Below are 23236 nucleotides of genomic sequence, written 5' to 3' on the forward strand. Positions count from 1 at the left end.
TGTAAAGAGGTTTTGAAAAATGGCTGAACGTCTGAATAACGACTTCCAGTTCATCGAAGTGGGCCGCAAGGACCCGAAGAAAAAGCTGCTGCGCCAGCGCAAGAAGGAGTTCGTGGAAATCTACGAACCGTTCAAGCCGCAGCAGTCCGTAGAGCAGGCGCACCGCTGCCTGGGTTGCGGTAACCCGTATTGCGAATGGAAGTGCCCGGTGCACAACTTCATCCCCAACTGGTTGAAGCTGGTGTCCGAAGGCAACATCCTGGCTGCGGCCGAGCTGTCGCACCAGACCAACACCCTGCCGGAAGTGTGTGGCCGCGTGTGCCCGCAAGACCGTCTGTGTGAAGGTGCCTGCACCCTGAACGACGGCTTCGGCGCGGTGACCATTGGTTCGGTGGAGAAATACATCACCGACACCGCCTTCGCCATGGGCTGGCGCCCGGACATGTCCAAGGTCAAGCCAACCGGCAAGCGCGTCGCCATCATCGGTGCCGGCCCGGCTGGCCTGGGCTGCGCCGACGTGCTGGTACGCGCTGGGGTAACCCCGGTGGTCTTCGACAAGAACCCGGAAATCGGCGGCCTGCTGACCTTTGGCATCCCTGAGTTCAAGCTGGAAAAGACCGTGCTCAGCAACCGCCGTGAAGTGTTCACCGGCATGGGCATCGAGTTCCGCCTGAACACCGAGGTGGGCACCGACATCACCATGGAGCAGCTGCTCGCCGAGTACGACGCAGTCTTCATGGGCATGGGTACCTACACCTACATGAAGGGCGGCTTTCCGGGGGAGGACCTGCCGGGCGTGCATGACGCGCTGGACTTCCTGATCGCCAACGTCAACCGCAACCTGGGCTTCGAGAAGTCGCCGGAAGACTTCGTCGACATGCGGGGCAAGAAGGTTGTGGTGCTGGGCGGTGGTGACACCGCAATGGACTGCAACCGCACGTCGATCCGCCAGGGCGCGCAAGCGGTCACCTGCGCCTATCGCCGTGACGAGGCCAACATGCCGGGTTCGCGCAAAGAGGTGAAAAACGCCAAGGAAGAGGGCGTGAAGTTCCTCTACAACCGCCAGCCCATCGCTATCGTCGGTGAGGACAAGGTGGAAGGCGTGAAGGTGGTCGAGACCCGTCTCGGCGAGCCGGATGCCCGTGGCCGCCGCAGCCCTGAGCCGATACCGGGTTCCGAGGAGATCCTGCCGGCCGATGCCGTGGTGATCGCCTTCGGCTTCCGCCCAAGCCCGGCGCCGTGGTTCGAGCAGCATGGCATCCAGCTGGACAGCCAGGGCCGCGTGGTAGCCCCGGAGAAGGGCAAGTTCAAGCACCAGACCAGTAACCCGAAAGTGTTTGCCGGTGGCGACATGGTGCGCGGTTCGGACCTGGTGGTAACCGCCATCTTCGAAGGGCGTACGGCTGCCGAAGGTATCCTGGACTATCTGGAAGTCTGATCCATTGTTGGGGCCGCTTTGCGGCCCATCGCGGCACAAGGCCGCTCCTACAGGAGATATGCGATTCCCTGTAGGAGCGGCCTTGTGCCGCGAATAGGGCTGCAAAGCAGCCCCCAGGGCATTTTTGTATACAAAAACGCTTGATCTGTGGCATCCAATAGACAAAACGCATGGCCATGGCCGTGCCTTTTGCGCTGGCGTCTGAGAAAATGCCCGCACTATTTTTCCGGATGCCGACATGACTGCCCTGAAGAACGACCGTTTCCTGCGTGCACTGCTCAAGCAACCTGTAGACGTCACCCCGGTGTGGATGATGCGCCAGGCCGGGCGCTACCTGCCGGAGTACCGCGCCAGCCGCGCCAAGGCCGGTGACTTCATGAGCCTGTGCATGAACCCGCAGTTTGCCTGCGAGGTCACCCTGCAGCCGCTGGAGCGCTACCCGCTGGACGCGGCGATCCTGTTCTCGGACATCCTCACCATCCCCGATGCCATGGGCCTGGGCCTGTACTTCGAAACCGGCGAAGGCCCGCGTTTCAAGAAGGTCATCAGCACCCCGGCCGACATCGAAGCGTTGCCGATCCCCGACCCGCAGAAAGATCTGGGCTATGTGATGGACGCGGTCAGCACCATCCGCCGTGAGCTCAATGGCCGCGTGCCGTTGATCGGCTTCTCCGGCAGCCCGTGGACCTTGGCCACCTACATGGTCGAAGGTGGCTCGTCGAAGGACTTCCGCAAGACCAAGGCCATGGCCTACGACAACCCGCAAGCCCTGCACCTGCTGCTGGACAAACTGGCCCAGTCGGTCACCAGCTACCTCAACGGCCAGATCCTCGCCGGCGCCCAGGCTGTGCAGATCTTCGACACCTGGGGCGGCAACCTGTCTGCGGCGGCCTATCAGGAATTCTCCCTCGCCTACATGCGCAAGATCGTCAGCGGCCTGATCCGCGAGCACGAAGGACGCAAGGTGCCGGTGATCCTGTTCACCAAGAACGGCGGCCTGTGGCTGGAAAGTATTGCTGAAGCCGGTGCCGACGCACTGGGCCTGGACTGGACTTGCGAAATCGGCGATGCCCGCCGCCGCGTGGGCGACAAAGTAGCCTTGCAAGGCAACATGGACCCGACCGTTCTATACGCCAAGCCGGAAGCCATCCGCCAGGAAGTGGCGCGCATCCTGGCCAGCTACGGCCATGGCACCGGTCATGTGTTCAACCTTGGCCACGGCATTACCCCGGAAGTCGACCCGGAGCATGCTGGCGTGTTTATCAATGCCGTTCACGAGCTGTCGGCGCAGTACCACCAGTGAGTTGAATGCTGAAAACAAAAAGCCCGGCCCTGTGCCGGGCTTTTTGTTGCATTAAGTTTTGATTCAGCGAACGTCGTTAATCTGGTCCCATCGAAACCGAAACAGGACCCGATCCTCATGAAAGCACATTACTTCGCCCTGATCCTCGCCCCTCTGTTCAGCACCGCTGCACTGGCCGCAAGCTATACCGGCCCCGGCGCCCAGTCGGTCACCACCGTGGCAGCTGCCAACGACGCTGCCGATGACACGCCTGTGGTGCTGCAGGGGTATGTGACCAAGAAGATCAACAACGACGACAAGTACGAGTTCAAGGACAACACCGGCACCATCACCGTTGAAATCGACGACGAAGACCTGCCACCGACGCCCTTCAACGACAAGACCAAGGTGAAGCTGACCGGTGAGGTGGAAAAGCACCTGATGAGCCGGGAAGTGGATGTGGATATTGTCGAGATCATCAACTGATCTGAGGGCCCAATCGCCGGCAAGCCAGCTCCCACAGATACTCCACAGGTCATGAGCCTTGTGGGTTCCTGTGGGAGCTGGCTTGCCGGCGTTTGAGCTGCAAAGCAGCCCCATGCTCAGGCTGTCTTGGGTGGTAACTTGCTCAGGTGCAACGCCACCAGCAACGCTACGGCCAACAAGCTGCCAATGAACAGCCCGATCCCGTTCCACCCCCATTGATGCCAGAACACCCCGCCCGCCGTACCCGCCACGCTGGACCCTGCGTAATAGCTGAACAGGTACAGCGACGATGCCTGCCCCTTGGCCTTCAACGCCCGGCGGCCAATCCAGCTGCTGGCCACCGAGTGCGCGCCAAAGAAGCCGAAGGTGAACACCAGCATGCCCACGATCACCATCGCCAGCGGGCTGGCCAGGGTCATCAGCAAGCCACCCGCCATCACCACGATACTGGCCCAGAACACCTTGCGCCGGCCCAGCTTGTCCGCCAGCGCGCCGACTTGTGCCGAGCTGTAGATACCGGACAGGTAGACCACCGACAGCAAGCCCACCAGCGCCTGGTTCATGTGGTAAGGCTCGGCCAGCAAGCGGTAGCCGATGTAGTTGAACAGGGTGACGAAGGCGCCCATCAGCAGGAAGGCTTCAAGGAACAGCCAAGGCAGCCCTGCATCCTTGAAGTGCATGACAAAACCGTCCAGCAGGCTGCGCGGGCTCATCATCTGCGGGCGGAAGTTGCGCGATTCGGGCAGCACCTTCCAGAACACCAGTGCGGCGACCAAGGCCAGGCCACCGATGGTCAGCATGGCCGTGTGCCAGCTGACGAAGTCGATCAGCACACCGGTAATCAGCCGGCCGCTCATGCCGCCAATGGCGTTGCCGCCGATGTACAGGCCCATGGCCAGGCCGATGTGCTGTGGGTGGATTTCTTCGCTCAGGTAGGTCATGGCCACAGCAGCCAGGCCGCTCAGTGACAGGCCAACCAGTGCGCGGGTGGCCAGTACCAGTTCCCAGCTTGGCATCACCGCGCTGGCCAGAGTGGAGAGGGCGGCGCAAACCAGGGCAAAGACCATCACCGGCTTGCGCCCGATGCGGTCAGAAATGGGGCCGGTGATCAACAGGCCGAACGCCAGCATGGCGGTGGACACCGACAGTACCAGGCTGCTCTGGGCCGCGTTGATGGAAAACTCCTTTGACAGCAGCGGCATCATCGGCTGCACGCAGTACAGCAGGGCGAAGGTGGCGAAGCCGCCGCTGAACAGGGCCAGCACGGTCTTCATGAAGGCGGGGGTGCCTTTTTCGATCCACATTTCGTTCAGTAGAGCAGGTTCTGGCTCGGCGGGAAGGGGGGCTACAGCAGTTTTCACGGGCGAGTACCTCTGGCGCAATGAAAAAAGCATATAGCTGGCTAATGATTAGATCCAATATATTGTTCGACCTATTTAAGACTTTTTTCGAATCATTCGGAGCTGATCATGGAGCTGCGTCATCTGCGTTACTTCATCGCCGTGGCCGAAGAACTGCACTTTGGTCGTGCCGCCCAGCAACTGGGTATTTCCCAGCCGCCCCTGAGCCAGCAGATCCAGGCCCTGGAACAGGAACTGGGTGCCAGGCTGTTCGAGCGTACCAACCGTCGGGTGGAACTGAGCGAGGCAGGGCGGCTGTTCCTCGAAGAGGCCCGTCAGGTGCTGGCGCAGGTGGAGAAGGCCGCCGACGTGGCTCGGCGCGCGCAGTTGGGTGAGCTGGGCGAGATGAAGATCGGCTTTACCTCGTCGGCCCCGTTCACCTCGAAGATTCCCAAGGCCATTCATGCCTTCCGCCAGCGCTTCCCGGCGGTGCACCTGAACCTCAAGGAAATGAGCAGCCGCGATGTGGCCGAAGGGGTGTTCGACGAGTCCATCGAAGTGGGGCTGATGCGGCCGATGCCGTTGCCGGAAGGGTTGGTGGCCACCGAGTTGTTCCGCGAGCCGCTGGTGGCGGTCATCAACGCATCGCATCCGCTGGCTGAAAGCACTGAGCAAGGGGTGCACATGGCGGCGCTGGCCCACGAGCCGTTCGTATTCTTCCCGCGCAGTTATGGCAGCGGCCTGCATGCCCAGTTGCTCAGCCTGGCGCGGCAGGCAGGCTTCAGCCCGCACTTTGCCCAGGAGGCCGGGGAGGCGATGACCATCATCGGCCTGGTGTCGGCGGGGCTGGGGGTGTCGGTGTTGCCGGCGTCGTTCCAGCGTATGCGCATCGAAGGCGTGGTGTACCGCACGCTGCTGGATGAGGGGGCGATGTCGGCGGTGTGGCTGGTGCAGCGCGAGCGCGGCAATTCGGTGATGGCCAAGGCGTTTGCCGAGCTGTTGACGGGGCAGGTGGTCGGCCAGGGGTAATGCAGGCCAAATGGCGCTGGCCATTGCCGCAGTGCCGCCACATACTCGGGCATTCGTTGAAACACGGAGGTCAATCATGCGGCGCGTGGTGTTCAATCAGAAAGGTGGCGTGGGCAAGTCGAGCATCGCCTGCAACCTGGCGGCGGTCAGTGCCAATGAAGGCTATCGGACCTTGTTGATCGACCTGGATGCCCAGGCCAACTCGACCCAGTACCTCACCGGCCTGACCGGCGAGGACATCCCCATGGGTATCGCCGACTTCTTCAAGCAAAGCCTGTCCAGCGGGCCGTTCAGCAAGAAGAACAAGGTCGATATCTACGAAACCCCGTTCGACAACCTGCACGTGGTCACGGCCACTGCCGAGTTGGCTGACCTGCAGCCCAAGCTTGAGGCCAAGCACAAGATCAACAAGCTGCGTAAGTTGCTCGACGAGCTGGACGAGGACTACGAGCGTATCTACATCGATACCCCGCCGGCGCTTAACTTCTACGCGGTTTCCGCGTTGATCGCCGCTGATCGTGTGCTGATCCCCTTTGACTGCGACAGCTTCTCGCGCCAGGCCCTGTACGGCCTGCTGGCCGAGATCGAAGACCTCAAGGAAGACCATAACGAAGACCTGATGGTCGAAGGCATTGTGGTCAACCAGTTCCAGTCGCGTGCCAGCCTGCCGCAGCAGATGCTCGACGAACTGCTGGCCGAAGGCCTGCCGGTGCTTCCGGTGTACCTGGGCAGCTCGGTGAAGATGCGCGAATCGCACCACGCCAGCCTGCCGCTGATTCACCTGGAGCCGCGGCACAAGCTGACACAGCAGTTTGTCGAGTTGCATTCGTTGCTCGAAGAGAACGCTTAAACCCCTTGGCTACGCACCCACTCCAGCAACGACTGGAGTGGAAACGCCCCGGCCTGGCGGCTGATTTCGCGCCCGTTCTTGAACAGCAGCAGGCTGGGGATCGAGCGGATGCCGAGTTGCCCGGCGAGGTTGCGGTTGGCTTCGCTGTCGAGCTTGGCCAGGCGGCAGCGGCCGGCAAGTTGGCGGGCAGCCTGTTCGAAGGTGGGGGCGAAGGATTTGCACGGGCCGCACCAGTCGGCCCAGATGTCGACCAGCAGCGGCAGGTCGCCTTTGATCTGGCTGGCGTAGCTGGCTTCGGTGAGCTCGAAGGGGGTGCTCAACAGCACCTCCTGTTTGCAGCGGCCGCATTTCGGGGCATCGCCCAGGCGCTCGGCGGGCAGGCGGTTGAGGCCGTTGCAGTGGGGGCAGGGGATTACCAGTGGGTCGGACATATCAATTCCTTGTGTTGTTTGTTCGGGCCCTGTCGCCGGCAAGCCAGCTCCCACAGGGGTACCGCTTGCCTCAAGTCTGGCACGTTACCTGTGGGAGCTGGCTTGCCGGCGATAGGGCCGGTAGAGCAATCATCAATCAGGAAGAGCAGCTGATTTCCAGGTGCTTGCCCCATTCCGGCGGCCGCTCGGCGTAGGCCTGCATCCCGGGCTGTTCCTCGAAGGGTCTGGTCAGTACCTGGTGCAATCGCCGCACTTCACTGTAGTCCCCCGCTTCAGCCGCTTCGATGGCTTTTTGCGCCAGGTAGTTGCGCAGCACATACAGCGGGTTCACCGCATGCATCCGTTCACGGCGGCCTTCGGCATTGCCGGGTTCACGTTCACAGCGGGCCAGGTAATCTGCACCCCAGGCATCGAAGCTGGCCAGGTCGATGAAGTCGTCGCGCACCACTTTCAGCGCATCGGCCACCGGCTGCTCACCGAATTTTCGGAAGAACAGGTTGTAGTCCACGCCGCCACGCTGCATGCACTGCAGCAGGCGTTCGACCAGCGCCATGTCGTCGTCATCGGCAGTGGTCAGGCCCAGACGCCGGCGCATCAGGTCCAGATAATGGGCCTGGTACAGCGGCAGGAACAGCCCCAACGCTTCCTTCAACGGCTCAACTTCGATCACGGTGGTCAGGGCCTGGGCCAGCGCGCTGAGGTTCCAGTGGGCGATGGGAACCTGGTTGGCGTAGCTGTAGCGGCCACGGTCGTCGGAGTGGTTGCAGATGAAGTTGGCGTCGAAGTCGTCGAGGAAGGCGTACGGGCCGAAGTCGAAGGTGATGCCCAGGATCGACATGTTGTCGGTGTTCATCACCCCGTGGCAGAAGCCATAGGCCTGCCAGCGGGCAATCAGTTCGGCGTTGCGCTCGACGATGGTGTGAAACATGGCCAGGTACGGTTGTTCGGCGTCACGGCATTCGGGGTAGTGTTGCTCCAGTACATGGTCGATCAGCACGCGCTGCTGCTCGGGCTGCTTGGTGTAGTAGAAATACTCGAAATGGCCGAAACGCACATGGCTCTGCGCCAGGCGCGTGAGCATGGCGGCGCTTTCGCGGGTTTCACGCCACACCGCGGTGCTGGAGCCGATCACGCACAGCGCCCGGCTGCTTGGGATGCCCAGTGCGTGCAAGGCTTCCGAGGCAAGGAATTCGCGTATCGACGAGCGCAGCACGGCGCGGCCATCGCCCATGCGTGAGTAAGGGGTCTGGCCAGCGCCCTTGAGGTGCAGGTCCCAGTGCTCGCCTTTGTCGTTGAGTACTTCGGCCAGCAGCAGGCCGCGGCCATCGCCCAGCCGTGGGTTGTACGAGCCGAACTGGTGGCCGGAATAGACCATCGCCCGTGGGTCGGCTTCTTCCCACAGCTTGTGGCCGCTGAACAGCTCGGCGAACACCGGCTGGTCGGCCTGGGCGGGGTCGAGCTCAAGCAAGGCCATGGCGGACTCGCTGGCTACCACCAGGCGTGGGTCTGCAATGGGCTCGGGCAGCACCTGAGTGGAGAACGCATCGCCCAGGCGGGCGAAGCGGTTGTCGAAGGTGAGTTGGTCGAGGGCTTTCACGGGCTGCTCCTGAGATTCAGCACAGAATAAAGCATTCGAGCCCACTCAGGCCTGTGCAGTGCCATCCGGTTTAGGTTGCTCCAGCGGAATCAGCTGCTGCTTGCCGCCCTTTTGGTCCATCAGGAACACCTCGACCTGGCGTACCGAGATCTTGATGTTGTGGGCCTTGAACTCGCGGTTGATGTAGCGGTTGATCTCGTCCAGCGTCGGGTTGCGGTCGCCCAGGTCGCGCACGTGCATGCGCAACTCGTGGTCCAGCGAGCTTTCACCAAAGTTGAGGAAGTACACGATCGGTTCCGGGTCCTTGAGCACGCGCGGGTTTTCGTGTGCGCCCTTGAGCAGCAGGTCGCGTACAAGGTCCAGGTCCGAGCCGTAGTCGATGCCCAGCTTCAGCGTTACCCGGGTGACCGTGTCGGTCAGCGACCAGTTGATCAGTTGGCCGGTGATGAAGGTCTTGTTGGGGACGATGATGTCCTTGCGGTCGAAGTCGGTGATGGTGGTGGCGCGGATGCGGATCTTGCTCACCGTGCCCGACAGGTTGCCGATGGTGATGGTGTCGCCAATCCGTACCGGGCGCTCGAACAGGATCATGATGCCGGAGATGAAGTTGGCGAAGATTTCCTGCATGCCGAAGCCCAGGCCCACCGACAACGCGGCCACCAGCCATTGCAGCTTGTCCCAGCTCACCCCCAGGGTCGACAGGGTGCTGACGATACCGATGCCGACAATGGTGTACGACAGCAGCGTGGTGGTGGCATAGGCGCTGCCCTGGGCCAGGTTCAGGCGTGACAGCACCAGCACTTCCAGCAGGCCCGGCAAGTTACCGGCCAGGGCGAAGGTGATGCCGACGATCACCAGCGCACCCAGCAGGTCGCCAAGGCTTATCGGCACCATGCTGGCGGCGGCGCCGGTGCCGCTGGTGTATTCGTACAGGACGAAGTTGTTGAGGTAGGCGAACACCGAGATCAGGTCTGCCCACACCCAGTACAGGCCGGCGATGAAGCCGCCGAGCAGGGCCAGGCGGATCAGGCGCAGCGACTGCTGGTTGACCTGCTCGATGTCCAGCGTCGGCTCTTCGGTGATGACTTCGCCATCCAGCCCTTCCTTGGCCGCTGCCCGTTTGCTGAGCGCGCGCTGGTAAGCCAGGCGCCGTGCCGCCACCGACAGCCCGCGCACGAACGCCGCCTCGATCACCAGCCAGAACAGCAGCAGGTACAGGGTGTAGATCAGTCGGTCGGTGAGCTTCAAGGCGGTGTAGTAGTAGCCGAAACACACGGCGACGAACAGGGCGATGGGCAGTGCGGTGAACGCTACGCCCACGGCCCTGCGGAACAGCGAGGTGTCGCGGTGCGCGGGGCTGCTGAGCAGCAGGCGGCTGAGCAGCCAGGCCATCAGTGCGTAGCAGGTCAGCACCACGCCGATACCCAGCACATCGTCGGCCAGCGCCGAAGGCTGGTGCTCGGCCACCGCCACCACGCCCACCAGCGCCAGCACCACGGTGCCCAGGCGGCGTACCCAGCCACGCAGGAACTCGACCTGCGGCTTGTGCCAGCGGAAGTGGATTTCGGCCACGCCACCGGGGGCCAGGATGCGGTAGGCGGTGTAGAACACCAGCCAGGCCTGGGCCAGTTGCCAGAGGGCGGCGCCGAGGTTGGCGTTTTGCCCGCGGGCGTCGATCTGCAGGGCGTAGCTGCACAGCGCCAGGCCAAGGCTGACCGGCATCGCCAGGAGGATGTTGATAAGGATCGCCTGGGGCGTGTGCCACTGGCTGTCACGGCGGAAGTGGCCGATGTCCTGGTGCACCTTGCCCAGCCGTTGGTACAGGTACTTGCGCCGCCACAACAGGGCGCCGATTACCAGCAACAGCGGCAGGAACAGCAGCGGGCGCTGGCTCAGGCCGTCGGCCAGCTCTTTCAGGCCCGAACCCCACGGCAGGTTGGCGACCTGGTCGGCCAGGCGCTGGGGTACATAGCTCAGCCAGTCCCAGTCCAGCGGCTTGTTGCTGGGGATCCAGAACATCTGTTCGTCGAGGGTGGTGCGCAGGCTCTGCGCGGTGCCCAGCAGCTGCTTCTGGTTGAGTTGCAGGGTGATCGACTCGTTGAGCAGTGCCGACAGTTCGCGGTTCAGGCGCTCGAGCAGATCGCTGCGGGTGATCGCCACCTCCAGCAGGGCTTTGCGCAAGGCCGGGGTGACGTCTGCCTGCGGCTGGGTGGCCAGCAGTTTGTCGACGTAGGTGACCGGGCTGCTCATTTGTTCGCGTTGCTGGTTGATCTCGAACTGGTACAGGCGGATATCGGCGATCTGATCGGCCAGGTCACGGTCGAGCTTGAGGTGCGGTAGCGCCTGCTTCTGTTTGTAGAGGATCTTCGACAGCAACAGGCTGCCCTTGAGTACGCTGATCTGCTCGTCCAGCGCCTGATCGGCCTGGGTCAGGCTGTCGAGTTGCTGCTTGGTGCGCAAGTTCTGTTGGGTCAGCTCGTTGAGGCGGTCGGTGCTTTTGAGCAGGTAGTCGGAAAGCTTGAGGTTGGCCGCGCTCTCGCTGGCCAGCAGGCTGCTGCCGCCGGCTTTCTGGGCCTCGATTGATTGCTGGGTGACCGCCTCTTGCGACTGGGCCAGCCGTTTATCGTTGATCAGCGTCTGCAGGTCCTGGATTTCCTGCTCCAGGCGCGCGGCACGCTCGATCAGCAGGTCGTGGCGGGCGTTGCCCAGGTCTTGCAGCAGGCTGTTGCCAGCCAGTTCCTGGCGGCGCAGCAGGGTAAGCGCGTTGAGCGAGGCCAGTTCGGCGTTCAGCTGGTTGCGCTGGTCGGCGTTGATCGATTTGCCGCCATCCTTGCCGGTTTTGAGGATGCTGTTGATCTGCTGGGTACGGGCCTGGCTGTTGCTGATTTCGGCCTGGGCGCGTTCCGGGCGGGTTTGCGAGTTGATGATCAGGCTGTTGGCTTCGGACAGCGCTTTCTGCAGCTCGCCCTGCAGGGTGTTGCGTTCGCTGAGCATTTGCTCGAGCTGTGGCACGCTGAGGGCGGCGTAGCGTTGAGCGACAGGCTGCGCCTTGCTTTCCTTGAGCCTGGCGAGCTCCTTCTGGCTGTCACTGGTTTCCTTGGGGGCACTGGTCAGCTGCTGCTTGAGTGCGGCGAGCTTCCTTTCGTTGTCTTCCTTGCTGGCAAGCAGGCTCAATGTCTGTTCGAGCACTTGCTGCAGGGCCTTCTGGTCAGCCTCGGGCAGTTTGCGCTCGGCGATCTTGTCGAGGCTGTTCTGGATGCTGGCGGTGGTCGGGGCCTCTGCCGCGTTGGCCGCAAAGGAAAGGGACAGGCACAGCCCGAGCAGGGCTGTGCGAAGGTACACGCGCAGGGACATAGGCAGACTACTTGTGGATCCGGCAGAAACGAAGTTTAGAGGAACAATCCTGGTCCGGGTCGCGTTCCTTCGGGGAATCTGACGCCTACTTTCTGGATCTTGTTCCCGTCCATGGTTGCCACGGTCCAGATCGTGCCATGCCAATCGACCTGGTCACCTACTACTGGAGCGCCTCCGACCTTCTGTCGGATGAACTGCGCCAGCGGCATTTTCGCGTCCAGGCCATCGAGTTTCAGGCCGTAAAGCGCTGCCACGGCACCCAGTTCGGCATCGCCTTCGAGCACGAAGTCGCCAAAGAACCGCAGGTCCAGGCCACGCTGTGGCGCCTGGCTGAACAGCTTGCCCAGGGCCGGCAGGTTGTGCTCGTGGCCGATCACGCAGAGCATGTCGCCTACTTCCAGCACGGTACTGCCTGATGGGTGCAGCAGTTGCTCGCCACGGAACAGGGCGGCAATCCGCGTGCCTTCGGGCATCTTCAGCTCGCGCAGGGCGGCACCGATGCACCATTTTTCGGCGCCCAGGCGGTAGACGAACATTTCCCACTCGCTGGTGATGTGCACTTCCAGGGCTGAGCGGGAGATCGGTGCCGGGTCTGGCGGCACGGTCACTTTCAGCAGTTTGGCCATCCACGGCAGGCTGGTGCCTTGCACCAACAGCGACACCAGCACGATGAAGAACGCCAGATTGAAGAACAGCTGGGCGTCTGGCAGGCCGGCCATCAGCGGGAACACCGCCAGAATGATCGGTACCGCGCCGCGCAGGCCTACCCAGGAGATAAAGCCCTTTTCGCGGCCATGGAAGGCCTTGAACGGCAGCAGTGCAGCGACCACCGACAGCGGCCGCGCCACCAGAATCATCCACAATGCCAGGCCTAGCGCCGGCAAGGCGATGGGCAGCAGGTCGTGGGGCGTGACCAGCAGCCCCAGCACCAGGAACATGCCGATCTGGGCCAGCCACGCCATGCCGTCGAGCATGTGCAGGATACCGTGGCGGCTGCGGATAGGCTTGTTGCCCAGCACCAGGCCGCACAGGTACACGGCGAGGAAGCCGCTACCGTGCAGGGCGTTGGTCAGCGAAAACACCACCAGCCCGCCGGCTACCACCAGGATCGGGTACAGGCCACCGGCCAGGTTAATGCGGTTGACCAGCTGCAGCATCACCCAGCCGCCACCCAGGCCCAGCAGCCCGCCAATGCCGAACTCGCGCAACAGGTGGCCCAGCAAGCTCCAGTGCAGGCCGGTCTGGCCGCTGGCGATCATGTCGATCAGGGTGACCGTGAGGAAAACCGCCATCGGGTCATTGCTGCCCGACTCGATCTCCAGGGTGGCGGTAACCCGCTCGTTCAGGCCTTTGCCGCCCAGCAGCGAGAACACCGCAGCGGCGTCGGTTGAGCCGACGATGGCGCCGATCAGCAGGCCCTGGATCAGGCTCAGGTTGAACAGCCAGGCGGCGACCAGGCCGGTGAGGGCGGTGGTGATCATTACCCCTACCGTGGCCAGCGACAGCGCTGGCCACAGCGCCACGCGGAAGCTTGCTACCCGCGTGCGCAAGCCACCGTCGAGCAGTATCACGGCCAGTGCCAGGTTGCCCACCAGGTAGGCGGTCGGGTAGTTGTTGAAGATGATGCCGCCACCATCGACACCGGCGACCATGCCGACGGCGAGGATGATGACCAGAATGGGGATGCCCAGCCGCGACGACAGCGAGCTGACCAGGATACTTGCACCCACCAGCAATGCGCCGATCAAGAACAGGCTGTTGATGGTGCTTGCATCCAAAGGCAGGTACTCCGAGACAGCGGCGGGAAGGGACGTGGTAGCGCGTTTTTCAGCAAAAGCTAGCAGGTCGCGTGCCAATCGATTCTAACCCGAGGCCAGCGCAGGCTGTAAAGCGATACCGCATCGTCGCTGCAGCTTGCGGCTGCAATGGTGCGCCCACTATGAGGCAGCCGCGTAACATGAACGTCAAAGCACCCATTTCTCTCGCCCAGGTGGCCCAGCGCCTGCTCGGGCAATTTCCTGATTTGCACAACTTGGCGCGCCAGGCGGCGGGCCATGTGCTTCGCCGCCAGCTAGGTTACTGGCTGGATCCGGACGGGCTTTACTGGCACGAGTTCCAGTCGGCGGCCAGCAGTTCGTCGAGCTTCACTGGCTGGTGCCACAACGGGCCGCCACTGCGGTCCTTGAGCCTGACCGAGCTGGTCATCCAGCGATTCAGCCCGCAGCAGCAGGCCAGTGCTGACGAGCTGAGTATTTACGGTGGCTTCTACCGGGTCGATGCCAGCCACAGGGTCTATGACGAGCGCAACGAGGTGCGGCTCGACCCACAGGAGGTCTTGGCGGCGTTCTGGCGGTTGGATTTCGCGGGGCGCTACACCGAGGCACTGCGCCAGTTTCGCTCGCGCCATGGCGAAGACTGAAGACTATTGTGTCTTGGCCCGCGCCCGCTTCCTTGCCGCTGTGGGCCGATCTACGTTGAGCGAACCTGAGCGCCAGGAGCTGGTAGTGGCAACGGTCGCTGTACCCGGTTTGCCGAGTACCGTGCAAGGCTTGCGACAGGACCAGCAAGCGAATGCCCAACATGGATGGAGCGCACTGGCCATCGGCGATATCAGCGCCAGGATGCTGTTCCTGCATAAGCTGAAGACTGGCAGGTTGTGCCTCTATCTTGCCGATGCACAGGATGTCGTGCAGGTATTCGACGATCGCCACGCGTTTCAGGAATGGATGGCTGACCAGGCAGCCACGGATGCGGGGCGAGAGCGGCTGGTCAGGTTGTTCGTCGGGGACGGGGTACTGGCGCAGTCGTTGCGCCCGCGTTTACGCAATTACTTCAAGTTGCTCGCGCAGTCGCGGGGCGACACCATGCTTTCCGGGTCGGCCATTGCAGGGGACCTTTTCGTCCATCTGCGCGATGCGGTCATGGATGATCTGGCCAGCGATGCTCATGAGCGGCTGACCACCAACGCCCAACTGCGCAAGGCCGATTGGCTGGCGGGCTTGCAAGCAGCGAGTTTTATAATCGCGCCGATGACGCCGCTTGGCTGGCCAGTGATATTGGCATCGCTCGGTCTGGGCACCGCAAGTCTGGCTCTGCACCTGGACCGAGCAATCAATGGCAAGCAGGCCTGGCGCACAGCAGCATGGAGGTCAGTACTGACGGATATTCTGTTCATTCTGCTTGATATAGCCATGATGCGTGCCAGCGAGCTGTTCACCGATGGCCACGTCCCCCCGCGTGTGGCAGGTCAGGCGCAAGCCTCTGCCGCCAAGGTCGACTGGGGGACTTACATGGCCCCGGCGGCAGACGAAATGCTGGCTACGTCGGATAAGGCGCTGGCGCGGCAGGAAGCCCTGTTGGGCGCGGTGCCGTGCGCTGATCTCGATGCCGTGGGGGCCAATGGCGAGTATCTGGATGCATTCAGTGAGCCGTACCCCGTCTATCGCGATGAGCAGGGCTTTGGTTCGCCCGCCATTGCCGAGTACACCAGCTCGCCGGAGCGCTACAACAACCTGTGGCGGGGCATGCCGCTAGAGGGCAGTCGCGCCGAAAATATCCAGCGCAGCCACGACCTTGCCCGCGCACTGGGGCAAATTGGCGTCAGTAATCAGGTGAGGCTGTACCGGGCGGCTTCCAGCCTGCGGGGCGGGGGGGGTCAGGTATCCGGTGAGGGTGCCATTGAAGTGGGTGATGTGCTGGTGACCACCGACTTCACGTCATTCACGGAAAACCCCTATGCCCTCTGGGAGGTTTTCAACGACCCTCAGACCCAGGTCAGTGGCCGGAGTGCTTTTGATGAAAATGCGTTGGTGTATGTATTGGAACCGGGCGAGGACATGCAGGCGACGCCGATCGGGCCCTTTTCAAGGCGGCCAGATGAGGCAGAGTCTTTGATGATGCCCGGGCGCTACCTGCAAGTGGAAAAGGTGACGGCTGTTCAAGGGCACAACTATCACTTTACGGAGGTGTGCCTGAAGGCACTGGCGCAGGCGCCAAGCGGGAATACCGTGCGTGAGATGCGCACCGGAATGTTGTTCGACCGCCAGGCACTGGCTGTGCGACTGGGCAGTGGGGATGACTCGTTGATGCGCACCTTCTTTGCGGTGCCCACCTGAGCAAAAGTGAAAGGGGCCGCTGTGCGGCCCCTGATCAAGGTTTCAACCCTGCTTCACTTCACGCATCGGCTTGCCTTTCACCGGCGCATCACCTGCCACATAGTACTTGGCAGTGCTGCGCGGCAGCGGCTTGCGGCCACGGATCTTGTCCGAGATCTTTTCGGCAATCATGATCGTGGTGGCGTTGAGGTTGCCGGTGATGATCAGCGGCATGATCGAGGCATCGACCACACGCAGGCCTTTCATGCCATGCACGCGGCCTTCGCCGTCGACCACTGCCATGTCGTCGGTGCCCATCTTGCACGAGCAGGACGGGTGGAAGGCGGTTTCGGCGTGCTCGCGGATGAACTTGTCCAGTTGCTCGTCGGTTTGCACGTCGGCGCCCGGGCTGATCTCGCGGCCACGGTACGGGTCCAGCGCCGGCTGGGCCATGATCTCGCGGGTCAGGCGGATGCCGTCGCGGAATTCCTGCCAGTCCTGCTCGGTGGACATGTAGTTGAACAGGATGCTCGGGTGCTGGCGCGGGTCTTTCGACTTGGCCTGGATGCGACCACGGGCAGGCGAACGCATGGAACCCATGTGCGCCTGGAAGCCGTGTTCCTTCACGCCGTTGGAGCCGTTGTAGTTAATGGCCACCGGCAGGAAGTGGTACTGAATGTTCGGCCACTTGAATTCAGGGCGGGTACGGATGAAACCGCCAGCCTCGAACTGGTTGCTGGCGCCGATGCCGGTGCCGTTGAACAGCCACTCGGCACCGATGGCCGGCTGGTTCCACCACAGCAGCGATGGGTACAGCGATACCGGCTGGGTGCAGGCGTACTGCAGGTACAGCTCAAGGTGGTCCTGCAGGTTTTCACCAACACCCGGCAGGTCGTGTACAACCGGGATGTCGAGGCTTTCCAGCAGGTGACGCGGGCCGACGCCGGAGCGCTGCAGCAGCTGCGGCGAAGCGATGGCGCCGGAGCTGACGATCACTTCCTTGCGGGCACGGGCTTCAACACGCTCTTCGCTGTCGCCAACCAGGTAGGTCACGCCAACGGCGCGCTTGCCGTCGAACAGGATACGGTCGCTCAGGGCATGGGTGACGATGGTCAGGTTCGGGCGCTTCTTGGCCTGGTCCAGGTAGCCACGGGCGGTGCTGGAGCGGCGGCCGTTCTTGGTGACCGAACGGTCCATCGGGCCGAAGCCTTCCTGCTGGTAGCCGTTGAGGTCTTCGGTGCGCGGGTAACCAGCCTGCACGCCGGCCTCGACCATGGCGTGGAACAGCGGGTTGTTGCCGGCCTTTGGCGTGGCAACGCTGACCGGGCCTTCGCCACCGTGGTAATCGTTCGGGCCGATGTCGCGGGTTTCGGCTTTACGGAAGTACGGCAGGCAATCCAGGTAAGTCCAGTCTTCCAGGCCTGGCAGCTCTGCCCAGCCGTCGAAGTCCATGGCGTTGCCGCGGATGTAGCACATGCCGTTGATCAGCGACGAGCCACCCAGGCCCTTGCCACGGCCACATTCCATGCGGCGGCCGTCCATGTGCGGCTCCGGGTCGGTCTCGTAGGCCCAGTTGTAGCGGCGGCCCTGCAGCGGGAAGGCCAGGGCGGCTGGCATCTGGGTACGGAAGTCGAAGCGGTAGTCGGGGCCACCGGCTTCCAGCAGCAGTACGGTGACGCCGGCGTCTTCGGTCAGGCGGGTAGCCAGGGTGTTACCGGCCGAACCGGCACCGACGATGATGTAATCGAATTCTTGGGACATGAAAGTACCCTCGTGTTGGCGGTGATCAGGGAGCGGGAACGCCCGTGCACAGCGGCACGGGCGTGGCTAGACAGGGCTTAGAAAACCGAGTTGTAGCCGCCCAGCTCTACCTGGACCGACTTGATGCGAGTGTATTGAGCCAGCGAGCTGACGCCGTTCTCACGGCCGACGCCCGACTGCTTGTAGCCACCGACCGGCATTTCGGCCGGCGATTCACCCCAGGCGTTGATCCAGCAGATGCCGGCTTCCAGCTTGTGGATGATGCGGTGTGCGCGGGTGATGTCGTTGGTGCACACACCGGCGGCCAGGCCGTACTCGGTGTCGTTGGCACGACGGATCACTTCTTCTTCGGTCTCGTAGGACAGAATGCTCATGACCGGGCCGAAGATCTCTTCCTTGACGATGGTCATGTCGTCGGTGCAGTCGGTGAACACGGTCGGGGCCACGAAGGCGCCCTTGGCGAAGTCACCTTCGGTCAGACGCTCGCCGCCGCACAGTACGCGGGCGCCTTCTTCTTTACCCTTGGCGATGTAGCCCAGCACGTTTTCCATGTGGGCGAAGCTGACCAGCGGGCCGAAGTTGGTGTTTTCGTCTTCCGGGTTGCCAACACGGATGCGGGCAACGCGCTCGGCGATCTTGGCTTCGAAAGCAGCTTTCATTTCAGCCGGGATGAACACGCGGGTGCCGTTGGTGCACACCTGGCCCGAGCTGTAGAAGTTGGCCATCATGGCGATGTCGGCGGCCTTGTCCAGGTCGGCGTCGGCGCAGATGATCAGTGGCGACTTGCCACCCAGTTCCATGGTGACTTCCTTCAGCGAGGAGCTGGAGGCGCTGGCCATGACTTTCTTGCCGGTGGTGGTGCCGCCGGTGAAGGAGACTTTTTCGATGCGCGGGTGCTCGGTCAGCCAGGTGCCGACTTCGCGGCCGCTGCCGGTCAGAACGTTGAATACGCCATTTGGCAGGCCGGCTTCGGTGTAGATCTCGGCCAGTTTCAGAGTGGTCAGCGAGGTGACTTCCGACGGCTTGAAGATCATCGCGTTGCCGGCGGCCAGGGCCGGGGCGGATTTCCACAGGGCGATCTGGATCGGGTAGTTCCAGGCGCCGATACCCACGGTCACGCCCAGCGGCTCGCGGCGGGTGTAGACGAAGGACGATTCGCGCAGCGGGATCTGCTCGCCTTCGATGGCCGGTACCAGGCCTGCATAGTATTCCAGCACGTCGGCGCCGGTGACGATGTCGACGTAGCGGGTTTCGGAGTACGACTTGCCGGTGTCCAGGGTTTCCAGCTGGGCCAGCTCATCGTTGCGCTCGCGCAGGATGTCGACGGCGCGGCGCAGGATGCGCGAACGCTGCATGGCGGTCATCGCAGCCCAGACTTTCTGGCCACGCTCGGCGCTTTCGACAGCTTTCTCGACGTCAGCCTCGGTGGCACGTTGCACGTGGGCGAGGACTTCGCCGGTAGCCGGGTTGATGGCTTCGAAAGTGGCATCGCTGCCAGCGTCGACGTAAGCGCCATCAATGTAGAGTTTTTGCGTTCCGAAACGGGCCATAGTGTCCTCGCAAGTGCAGTGTGTGGTTTGGCTTGCGCGTCACGCTCCTGCTGGGTTGGCAAGGGCCGTGCGTGCTTGTTCAGCGGCCTGGTCGTTTGTGCCCAGGGTGTGCTGTTTAGCCAGTTGTAGATCCATGTATTCGTAAGCAATCCGTATCGCCTGGCCGGTGTCGAATGCATCACCCGACAGGGCGCCACGCAGCCACAGGCCGTCGATCAGGGCTGCCAGGCCGCGGGCTGCCTTACGCGCATGGTAGAGCGGCAGGGCGCGGCGGAACTGGCAGCACAGGTTGGAATACAAGCGGTGGTCGTTGATCCGCTGCAACCTGTGCAAATCGGGCTGGTGCATGCTGGAAGCCCAGAAGGCCAACCAGGTTTTCATTGCCGGGCCGTTCACCTGGCTGGCATCGAAGTTGCCCTCGATGATCACTTTCAGGTGAGCGCGCGGGCTGTCATCCGTCAGGGCCTGACGGCGTGCTCTGACGCCTTCGTTGAGCATGCTCATGATGTAACCCATCGTCGCTGCTATCAGGCCGTTCTTGTCCCGAAAGTAGTGACTGATGATGCCGTTCGACACACCGGCCAAACGGGCAATCAGCGCAATGCTGGCGTCCCCCAGACCGACCTGATCGACCGCCTGCAACGTGGCTTCGATCAACTGCTGGCGGCGGATGGGTTGCATACCGACCTTGGGCATCTTGCTATCTCCTCAGGCCTGCGAGCAGACGACGGGCGGCTGACTCGGCGAAGGCCAGTCTATTTTGTTTTGATTGAACGTTCAATCAATAAAGAATAAGCTCTGCGACAATTTGTGCCATTGACAGTCTTTCAGGCGGTCAAGAAGGCACGGATTGACACCCCAGGAAATCGCGTAACCCCCGGAATACAAGGCGTTGACGGGCATGAGCGATGCGAAATGCAGATTCTGCCGTACGGCCACTGGCCCTGCGACAGGCCCTTGGAGCGGGCGGGGTGATCTGTGACGAATGCGCGCACCTCTGCGGATGCGTGGGCATTTTCAGCAGGCCACCTGTCTGTTTTTTTGCAACGTATCGATTCGGGATCACGGTTTCCAGGGTGCTTTTATAACACCTGACGCAGTGGGGATATTCCACCAATTGCTCGGGAAAGAATGATTAGCCTCCACAAAGCCGTACTGCCCGGAGCATTCGTGCAATGAGTTCTGCCTCACTTACCAAGCCCCCCGCCGAGAGGGTACGGGTCAACCGCGTAGTGTTCTTCACCTCCGCGCTGATGATCCTTGTTCTGACTGCCTTGCTGATCGCTGTACCCGATACCGCCGGCCAGGTGCTGGGCGTGGCCCAGAAATGGCTGACGCGTACCTTTGGCTGGTACTACATGCTGGTGATCTGCGGTTACCTGCTGTTTGTCGTCTACCTGGCCTTCTCCGATTACGGCAAGCTCAAGCTGGGTGGCAAGGACGACCAGCCTGACTTCAGCTACGGCGCCTGGGCCGGCATGCTGTTCTCTTCCGGCATCGGCATCTCGCTGCTGTACTTCGGCGCTTCCGAGCCGCTGGACCACTACTTCAACCCACCGGAAGGTACCCCGGCCAGCCTCGAAGCTGCGCGCCAGGGCCTGCAGCTGACCTTCCTGCACTGGGGCCTGCATGGCTGGGCGATCTACGCCCTGGTCGGCCTGGCCGTGGGTTACTTTGCCTACCGTCACAACCAGCCGCTGGCACTGCGCTCGGCGCTGTACCCGCTGGTGGGTGAGCGTTGGGTCAAGGGTGCTGCCGGCAACGCGGTGGACATCTTCGGCATGTTCGTGACCCTGCTGGGCCTGGTGACCAACCTGGGGATCGGCTCGATGCAGGTGTCCTCGGGCCTTGAATACCTGTTCGGCATGGAGCACAGCCAGACCAACCTGTTGGTGGTGATCCTGGTCATGGCGGGCGTGGCTACCGTAGCGGCGGTATCGGGCGTGGAAAACGGCATTCGCCGGCTGTCCAACCTGAACATCCTGCTGTTCAGCGGCTTGCTGCTCTTCGTGCTGCTGGCGGGCAACACCCTGCACCTGTTCAACGGCTTTGTGCAGAACGTTGGCGACTACCTCAACGGCATCGTGCTGAAAACCTTCGACCTGTACGTGTACGAAGGCGAAGCCGGCAAGTCCGAACGCTGGCTGGGCCTTTGGACCGTGTTCTACTGGGCCTGGTGGATCTCCTGGGGCCCGTTCGTCGGCATGTTCATTGCCCGTATCTCCAAGGGCCGGACCGTTCGCCAACTGGTCAGCGGCGTGCTGTTGATCCCGCTGGGCTTCACCTTGGCCTGGCTGTCGATCTTCGGCAACACCGCACTGGACCTGGTGATCAACCAGGGGGCGGTGGAGCTGGGCAAGACAGCGCTGGAACAGCCGTCAATGTCGATCTACCAGCTGCTGGAATACTTCCCGGCGGCGAAGATCGTGATTGGTGTGGCGGTATTTGTCGGCTTTGTGCTGTTCCTTACCCCGGCCGACTCCGGTGCGGTGATGATGGCCAACCTGTCGTGCAAAGGCGGCAAGGTCGACGAAGACGCCCCGCACTGGATGGTGGTGTTCTGGTCGGTGGTCATCACCCTGGTCACCATCGGCCTGCTGTTTGCCGGCAACTTCGAAGCCATGCAGACCATGGTCGTGCTGGCGGGCCTGCCGTTCTCGGTGGTGCTGGTGCTGTTCATGTTCGGCCTGTACAAGGCCATGAAGCAGGACGTTGCAGTAGAAAGCGAACGCGCCGAGCTGGCCGCCCGTGGCCGTCGCGGTTTCAGCGAGCGCCTGACCCAGCTGGAGCTGCAACCGACCCAGGCTGTGGTGCAGCGCTTCATGGACAAGCAGGTCAGCCCGGCGCTGAAAGAAGCGGCCGCGCAGTTGCAGACCCTTGGCTTCGAGGTGGAAACCCGCGTTGGCCAGTCGCGCAACATGATGGGCCTGCGGGTGATGATGGACGAGGGTAACCCGTTCGTTTACGAAGTGAGCCTGGACGGCTATATGGCCGCGCCGAGCGAGGCGCCGGTTGAAGGCGAACCGGAAGTGCGTCAGCGCTACTACCGTGCCGAGGTGTACCTGCACGATGGCAGCCAGGAGTATGACCTGATGGGCTTTGCGCCAGAGCAGATCGTGCGTGATGTGCTGGATCAGTTCGAAAGCCACCGCCAGGTGCTGGGGCGTGTGTACAGCTGATTGCTGTTGATGCAAACAAAACCCCGCTCACTGAGCGGGGTTTTTTATTGGGGCTGCAAAGCAACCCCAGCTTCTCAGCGATTGGTGTAGCGGCCATTCTTGCCATGCCCAGGCATCGCCAGGTTGCTGCGCAAGGCGATCATCTGGCTGAGCCTGATCAGTTCGATGCCCTGGCCCTTGAGCTGTGGCAGTGCCCGTTCCAGCACTTCGAGGGTTTGTGGGTAAGGATGCCCGATCAATACTGCCGACCCTTGCTTGCGCGCCAGGGCGATGCCTTGCTGCAACTGCCCAGTGATCGCCTCGGTAGTGCGCACATCGTCGAGGAACACATCACGCGAAACGTGGGCCAGGCCAATGCGTTGGGCCTCGGCTGCGGCCACGGTGGCGGCGCTGGTGCGGCTGTCGACGAAGAACAGGTGGCGTTGCTGCAGTTCACCCATCAACCAGGCCATCGGTTCGCGCTGCGTCGTCATGCGGCTGCCCATGTGGTTGTTGATGCCGGCGGCGTAGGGCACCTTCGCCAAGGCAGCCTCCAGGCGGCGGGCCAGTTCGTCGATGGCGATGCCCGGGTGCCAGGCATAGGGCCCGGTGGCCGGGTCCATGGGCATGTGCAGGATCACCGTCTTGCCGGCCTTGTGGGCTTGGCGGGCGAAGTCGCTGGCGTGCGGGGTGTCGGGCATGATCGCCATGGTCACCGGCCCAGGCAGGGCAAGGGTTCGGCTGTCACGGTCGGGGCTCTGGCCCAGGTCGTCGATGATGATGCTCATGTAGGCCTTGCCGGCCGGCGCCGCTTGCGCGACCCCGGCCAACAGGCAGAACAACAGACACAGCAGGTAACGCATCGT

General features: G+C 62.6%; 15 protein-coding genes and 1 pseudogene. 7 read left to right on the forward strand and 9 right to left on the reverse strand.

From position 1 onward, the window contains the following. The first annotated feature begins 19 nt into the window (after positions 1-19). The 3 genes from SB756_RS14350 to SB756_RS14360 all read left to right on the forward strand — a co-directional run bounded on the left by SB756_RS14350 (position 20) and on the right by SB756_RS14360 (position 3206). Positions 20-1438 (forward strand): FAD-dependent oxidoreductase, encoded by a 1419-nt coding sequence (locus SB756_RS14350; protein ID WP_341797000.1) that lies wholly within the window; start codon positions 20-22, stop codon positions 1436-1438. Between the two features lie 238 nt (positions 1439-1676). Then, positions 1677-2741 carry a uroporphyrinogen decarboxylase gene (gene hemE / locus SB756_RS14355; protein WP_174371093.1) on the forward strand — a complete coding sequence of 355 codons (1065 nt, stop codon included), beginning with the start codon at positions 1677-1679 and terminating at the stop codon, positions 2739-2741. 117 nt (positions 2742-2858) lie between these two features. After that, positions 2859-3206, forward strand: coding sequence for a YgiW/YdeI family stress tolerance OB fold protein (locus SB756_RS14360; RefSeq protein WP_341796999.1), 348 nt, complete (start codon positions 2859-2861; stop codon positions 3204-3206). Between the two features lie 116 nt (positions 3207-3322). Here the strand turns inward: SB756_RS14360 and SB756_RS14365 are convergent, their stop codons facing one another. Next, the gene (locus SB756_RS14365) at positions 3323-4600 is read right to left on the reverse strand and encodes an MFS transporter (RefSeq protein WP_410911014.1); all 1278 of its coding nucleotides are present in this window, start codon (positions 4598-4600) and stop codon (positions 3323-3325) included. 75 nt (positions 4601-4675) lie between these two features. On the opposite strand from SB756_RS14365, the gene SB756_RS14370 reads away from it, so the two are divergent. Continuing rightward, the gene (locus tag SB756_RS14370; protein ID WP_016502034.1) at positions 4676-5575 is read left to right on the forward strand and encodes a LysR family transcriptional regulator; all 900 of its coding nucleotides are present in this window, start codon (positions 4676-4678) and stop codon (positions 5573-5575) included. A gap of 76 nt (positions 5576-5651) precedes the next feature. Continuing rightward, positions 5652-6425 carry a ParA family protein gene (locus SB756_RS14375; RefSeq protein WP_049274624.1) on the forward strand — a complete coding sequence of 258 codons (774 nt, stop codon included), beginning with the start codon at positions 5652-5654 and terminating at the stop codon, positions 6423-6425. Here SB756_RS14375 and trxC read toward each other — a convergent pair. The 4 genes from trxC to SB756_RS14395 form a co-directional block, all read right to left on the reverse strand. Next, on the reverse strand, positions 6422-6856 hold the full coding sequence (trxC, locus tag SB756_RS14380; RefSeq protein ID WP_049274623.1) for a thioredoxin TrxC: 435 nt from the start codon (positions 6854-6856) through the stop codon (positions 6422-6424). The two genes, SB756_RS14375 and trxC, sit on opposite strands and share 4 nt — an antisense overlap. A 136-nt stretch (positions 6857-6992) precedes the next feature. Then, complete coding sequence (gene selO / locus SB756_RS14385; protein WP_410911015.1) at positions 6993-8453, reverse strand: protein adenylyltransferase SelO; 1461 nt, start codon at positions 8451-8453, stop codon at positions 6993-6995. A 45-nt stretch (positions 8454-8498) separates the two neighbouring features. Next, entirely contained in the window at positions 8499-11807 is a 3309-nt protein-coding gene (gene mscK, locus SB756_RS14390) for a mechanosensitive channel MscK (RefSeq protein ID WP_341796995.1), read from the reverse strand. Between the two features lie 35 nt (positions 11808-11842). Next, entirely contained in the window at positions 11843-13585 is a 1743-nt protein-coding gene (locus SB756_RS14395) for a potassium/proton antiporter (RefSeq protein WP_041167927.1), read from the reverse strand. A gap of 179 nt (positions 13586-13764) precedes the next feature. On the opposite strand from SB756_RS14395, the pseudogene SB756_RS14400 reads away from it, so the two are divergent. Continuing rightward, positions 13765-15922: pseudogene (locus SB756_RS14400) on the forward strand (dermonecrotic toxin domain-containing protein). 42 nt (positions 15923-15964) lie between these two features. On the opposite strand, the gene betA reads toward SB756_RS14400, so the two are convergent. The 3 genes from betA to betI form a co-directional block, all read right to left on the reverse strand. After that, positions 15965-17662, reverse strand: a complete 1698-nt coding sequence (gene betA / locus SB756_RS14405; protein ID WP_341796993.1) for a choline dehydrogenase — start codon at positions 17660-17662, stop codon at positions 15965-15967. Between the two features lie 77 nt (positions 17663-17739). After that, positions 17740-19212, reverse strand: a complete 1473-nt coding sequence (betB, locus tag SB756_RS14410; protein ID WP_016502024.1) for a betaine-aldehyde dehydrogenase — start codon at positions 19210-19212, stop codon at positions 17740-17742. 39 nt (positions 19213-19251) lie between these two features. Beyond that, a complete protein-coding gene (gene betI / locus SB756_RS14415) occupies positions 19252-19908 on the reverse strand; it encodes a transcriptional regulator BetI (protein WP_016502023.1) in 657 nt (218 codons plus the stop codon). Between the two features lie 536 nt (positions 19909-20444). On the opposite strand from betI, the gene SB756_RS14420 reads away from it, so the two are divergent. Then, positions 20445-22391 (forward strand): BCCT family transporter, encoded by a 1947-nt coding sequence (locus SB756_RS14420; RefSeq protein WP_341798932.1) that lies wholly within the window; start codon positions 20445-20447, stop codon positions 22389-22391. 74 nt (positions 22392-22465) lie between these two features. On the opposite strand, the gene SB756_RS14425 is transcribed toward SB756_RS14420, so the two are convergent. Continuing rightward, positions 22466-23233, reverse strand: coding sequence for a divergent polysaccharide deacetylase family protein (locus SB756_RS14425; protein ID WP_410911016.1), 768 nt, complete (start codon positions 23231-23233; stop codon positions 22466-22468). Between the last annotated feature and the right edge of the window lie 3 nt (positions 23234-23236).

This window comes from Pseudomonas sp. SIMBA_068, from assembly GCF_046534705.1.
Lineage (GTDB): Bacteria > Pseudomonadota > Gammaproteobacteria > Pseudomonadales > Pseudomonadaceae > Aquipseudomonas > Aquipseudomonas putida.

Excerpts from the sequence above, each read along its gene's own strand:
- SB756_RS14425 (WP_410911016.1), bottom strand. The coding sequence starts at position 23,233 with ATGCGTTACCTGCTGTGTCTGTTGTTCTGCCTGTTGGCCGGGGTCGCG.
- betA (WP_341796993.1), bottom strand. The coding sequence starts at position 17,662 with ATGTCCCAAGAATTCGATTACATCATCGTCGGTGCCGGTTCGGCCGGT.
- mscK (WP_341796995.1), bottom strand. The coding sequence starts at position 11,807 with ATGTCCCTGCGCGTGTACCTTCGCACAGCCCTGCTCGGGCTGTGCCTG.
- SB756_RS14365 (WP_410911014.1), bottom strand. The coding sequence starts at position 4,600 with ATGCTTTTTTCATTGCGCCAGAGGTACTCGCCCGTGAAAACTGCTGTA.
- betI (WP_016502023.1), bottom strand. The coding sequence starts at position 19,908 with ATGCCCAAGGTCGGTATGCAACCCATCCGCCGCCAGCAGTTGATCGAA.
- trxC (WP_049274623.1), bottom strand. The coding sequence starts at position 6,856 with ATGTCCGACCCACTGGTAATCCCCTGCCCCCACTGCAACGGCCTCAAC.
- SB756_RS14350 (WP_341797000.1), top strand. The coding sequence starts at position 20 with ATGGCTGAACGTCTGAATAACGACTTCCAGTTCATCGAAGTGGGCCGC.
- SB756_RS14370 (WP_016502034.1), top strand. The coding sequence starts at position 4,676 with ATGGAGCTGCGTCATCTGCGTTACTTCATCGCCGTGGCCGAAGAACTG.
- betB (WP_016502024.1), bottom strand. The coding sequence starts at position 19,212 with ATGGCCCGTTTCGGAACGCAAAAACTCTACATTGATGGCGCTTACGTC.
- SB756_RS14360 (WP_341796999.1), top strand. The coding sequence starts at position 2,859 with ATGAAAGCACATTACTTCGCCCTGATCCTCGCCCCTCTGTTCAGCACC.
- SB756_RS14375 (WP_049274624.1), top strand. The coding sequence starts at position 5,652 with ATGCGGCGCGTGGTGTTCAATCAGAAAGGTGGCGTGGGCAAGTCGAGC.
- hemE (WP_174371093.1), top strand. The coding sequence starts at position 1,677 with ATGACTGCCCTGAAGAACGACCGTTTCCTGCGTGCACTGCTCAAGCAA.